The sequence below is a fragment of the Arcobacter sp. genome, assembly GCF_050300555.1.
Classification (GTDB): Bacteria; Campylobacterota; Campylobacteria; order Campylobacterales; family Arcobacteraceae; genus Arcobacter.
Genome location: NZ_JBNKXY010000028.1, coordinates 1 through 4,232, shown reverse-complemented (window position 1 = coordinate 4,232; position 4,232 = coordinate 1). Strand labels below are relative to the sequence as shown.

The 4,232-nt window shown below is 30.4% G+C and carries 4 protein-coding genes; 3 read left to right on the top strand and 1 reads right to left on the bottom strand.

Translation table 11 applies throughout. The features are described 5' to 3' along the window. Positions 1–245 (top strand): hypothetical protein (locus ACQY5W_RS12915; protein WP_428025383.1); only part of this gene is annotated, 245 nt, incomplete at its 5' end. 43 nt (positions 246–288) lie between these two features. Here ACQY5W_RS12915 and ACQY5W_RS12910 read toward each other — a convergent pair. Next, positions 289–1,203 (bottom strand): IS110 family transposase, encoded by a 915-nt coding sequence (locus ACQY5W_RS12910; RefSeq protein ID WP_428025382.1) that lies wholly within the window; start codon positions 1,201–1,203, stop codon positions 289–291. 571 nt (positions 1,204–1,774) lie between these two features. Between ACQY5W_RS12910 and ACQY5W_RS12905 the strand changes: the two genes are divergently transcribed. Continuing rightward, positions 1,775–3,205, top strand: coding sequence for a hypothetical protein (locus tag ACQY5W_RS12905; protein ID WP_428025381.1), 1,431 nt, complete (start codon positions 1,775–1,777; stop codon positions 3,203–3,205). Positions 3,206–3,264: 59 nt separating this feature from the next. Continuing rightward, the gene (locus ACQY5W_RS12900) at positions 3,265–4,011 is read left to right on the top strand and encodes a glycosyltransferase family 2 protein (RefSeq protein WP_428025380.1); all 747 of its coding nucleotides are present in this window, start codon (positions 3,265–3,267) and stop codon (positions 4,009–4,011) included. Positions 4,012–4,232: the final 221 nt, after the last annotated feature.

Here is a 4,232-nt window from a genome sequence, read left to right as displayed (position 1 = left end):
AAACAGGCGACAATGTAATTACCATTGGAAGCCAAACGGCAGGTGCCGATGGTGACGTTGTGACGTTTAAATATCTTGGAGGTTATAAAACAACGTTTTCAGGGATTGGACTTCTTTATCCAGATGGTTCGGAAACACAAAGAAAAGGAATTAAAATAGATATAAAGATTAAACCAACAATAAACGGATTAAGACAAGGACGTGATGAAGTATTGGAAAGAGCAATTGAATTAGCATCTGAATAAAATACTGTTGCCAACAAAGAACTGAGTTAAAAAACAAGTCTTTTTAGACTAATTTTGAAACAAAGTTTTCATCGTATGGTCTTCCCGATTTTGCAATAGCAAATGCCTGTTTTAATAACTTATTCGCCACAGCTATCAACGCCAGTTTTTTGCTCCTCCTTTTGTTTACAATACGCTCATAAATCTCCCTGCATGACTTGTTATGTTTACAGGCTGAAAATGTGCATAAAAACAATAGGTTCCTGAGCTTTTTGTTTCCCACTTTACTTATCCTACTCCTGCCCCTTACACTACTGCCCGATTTCCTTATGGTTGGAGTAATGCCAACATAACTACAGAGTTGTGAGGCCGTTTCAAACTTCTTGAAACCATCGGTTACCACTATTAAAAACAACGCTGTTTTCATTCCCATCCCCGGTATGCTTTTCAATAGCGTCAGTTGATGTTGCTGGTCTTGTTTTACCAGTTCCAGCAATCTATCTTCTATTCCCTTTATCTCTTTGTCCAAGTGCTTTAAATCGCGTTTCAAAGACCCATAGACATACTTTGATGGAATCCCTAAAACTTCCTCGCCATGCTTCTTGTTCTTGATCTGGGTGCGCTTCTTTAAATAATTGTCCAGCAATCGGAACAGCTGTAAACATTCCGCTTGTACATCTGTTAATGCTGTGTATAGAGGAACCTCATTCATGTGGCCATACTCACAGATCGCTTTGGCATCACTCTTATCGGTCTTTACCTTAGCTAACTTCATCTGGATAAATCGCTTCACTGATAAAGGATTTACTACTGATACCTGTACCTTCTTTTTATGTAAAAACTGTGCAAATAGACAGTGATAATAACCTGTGGCTTCCATAACAACCAAAGCATCTTTGGTGATCTCTTTTAAGAATGATTTAAAGACTTGTGCATCATTCTTAAAAACTCTGATGCCCTTTTTGATGGCTATAAACATCAAACACGTCTTTACTGATGTCTATTCCGAAAATTTCTGTGTTTTTATTCATAAGAACTGAATTTTTGAAAGAACAGTCTACTTTGATTTCAACAACTTAAAATCGAGATCCAGGTCTCACAGAACTGAACGAAATTTTAGTAGAAAAGAGAGGGGATTAGCAATGCTCCCGAAGTCTGAAGCTTCACCGTATAAAATAACCTTAATCCTCTCTTTTGTTCTTTCTAATTTATTTATCTAATTTAACTAAAGACAAACTTAAGTTGTATAAAAATAATGCGTAAGTTTATTCCTCAATACAAAGTTAGTGCTCATTTGTTTGCTTCTGATTTTCCTTCGGAAAATCCTCGCACTCAAACTACGCACTATTCTTATACAAACACGTTGGAAAACATTAAAACACTGATAAAAACCAAAATGAAACTTGCTTTATAAACGTAAGGTTTTGATCATGATTGGCTGGGAGAGTATTAAAGGAGCAGTGACAGTTATTAATAAATTATTTAATTAGCAATTTATGAGGTATAAAAGGTTTATAACAACTAACAGTTATTTCATTGTTGCTGGAGTTTTGATAATTTTTGAAACACTTTATATTTTAAAAGGCGAATGGAAAGGTGATTTTTTTGAACATTCAGCTGTAGTAAATGAATTGTCAAAAAACTTAATTTATCCCAATAATCCAATAATAAAATCAGATATTCCTCATGCTTTTTTTTCGCCATATTCAGTTCTTGTAGCCTCATTTTCAAAAATCACTGGACTCAATTCAATTCATTCATTAGCATGGTTTGCTTTTTTTAATCTCATTTTCTTCATAACCAGTTTCTATTATTTTTCTAAACGTATTTTTAAAAAAAATCATATAACAATTGCTTCTACTTCTTTAATTCTTACTATGCTCTTTTGGGGAGAATCACCCTTTGTTTGGAGTGGTTTTTCTCATATTTTCACACTACATTATGTTTTACCATACCCTTCTACTTTTGCCTTGTCTTTGACTTTATTAAGTCTAGGTATAGTTTCAAAGAACAATAAACGAGATAGCCTAATTGTAATTTTGTTTAGCTCTATTGTTTTTATTTCGCATCCTACAACTGCTATAACATTATATATTGGAATAATAACTTTAACTTTCTCTTCTAATGATTATTCAATAAAACGATGTTTCATTAAATCATTTATATTGATATTTCCTAGTTTAATATTGAGCCTATTTTGGCCATATTTTAACATTATTGATTTATTTATTGGTAATAGTAATAATATGGATTTCCACGCTCAATCTCTAGTAATGTACTCTGATATCATTAAAAAGAATTGGCCAATTTTATTCATAATACCTAGTTTTATTTTTTTAAATAAAAATTCTATTGTTATGTTTTTCTCATTAACTATTATGTCATTACTATTGGTCTATATTGGAGGTTATGTATTTAATTTTCATGGTGTTTCTAGAGTGATATCAAGTGCTATGCTTTTTTCTCATTTTCTAATTGCATATAGCATCATTTTTTTAGTAAGTAAACCAAAATCATTTAATAAGATTTATTTATTATTCTTATTTTCGGCAATTATAATTTCCATTTCTTTAAATTTTAGACAATTAGGTCATGTAACTCTTGGAATATTTAAACAAAAAGATATTGAATATTATAATAGATTCTCATTTCTTAAACGCTTAGTAAAACCAAATGATATTATTCTATCTGATAGTGAATCAAACTGGATTATTCCTTCTTTTAATGGAAAAGTCATCGCTTCAGACCATCCTCTTTATTGGATTAATGATTTTGAAGACAGAAGAAATGATGTTAACTCATTTTTCATCAAAAAAAATCTAGATTCATTAAGACTTGTTACTATAAACAAATACCACCCCGACTATATTTTAATCAATTATAAAAATGTTGATTTTAACAATTCAACTAATCAATGGTTAAAAACCATCGGAGAATCTATTTATAAAAAAAACGAGTTAGAACTAATCAAAATTCACTAAAATAATCATCAATTTCAAACACCAAAAATCAATTTTTAATTAAAATTTTACAACTCACAATGATTAATAACAAAAAAATAATAGTTGTATTGCCAGCATTTAACGCTGAAAAAACGTTAAAAAAAACTTATAATGAAATTCCTTTAGATATAGTTGATGAGGTTATTCTTGTAGATGATTATAGTGATGATGCTACGCAAGATGTCGCAAAAAAATTAAAAATTCAACATATTATTAGACATGATATCAACTCTGGATATGGGGCTAATCAAAAAACCTGCTATAATAAAGCTCTAGAATTGAATGGAGATATTATTATAATGCTACATCCAGATTACCAATATACACCTAAATTAATACATTCTATGTGCTATTTAATTGCGAATGATTTATACGAAGTTGTTCTTGGTTCTAGAATTTTAGGTAAAGGCGCGTTAAAAGGAGGCATGCCTTTTTACAAATATTTATCTAATAGATGCCTAACATTAGTTCAAAACATATTAATGGGGCAAAAACTCTCCGAATACCATACTGGTTACAGAGCATTTTCTTCAAAAGTTTTGAAACAAATAAGTTATAACAAAAACTCGAACGATTTTATTTTCGACAATCAAATGTTAGCTCAAATATGTTTTGAAGGATATGAGATTGCGGAAATAACGTGTCCAACAAAATACTTTGAAGAAGCTTCTTCTATAAATTTTAAAAGAAGTTGTATATACGGCATAGGGGTTTTAATAACATCACTTAAGTTTTTTATTGCTAAAAATTTAAAGGTCAATATAGATTTATTCAAAAAATATTGAAACCTCTTTAGAAACAAAAATAGAATTAACTGACTGACCGATTTAAAAACGGTTTCCAACTGGACTTGCAATAAAAAAGTGGACAATTAGATAAGAGTCATGCAGCTACTTTTTGATTAAACATTTCTATTTTAAACTCTTCTATAGATTTATACCCTAAAGAAGAGTGTATCCTTCTTCTGTTATACCACGTTTCTATCCATTGAAATATAGATAACTCA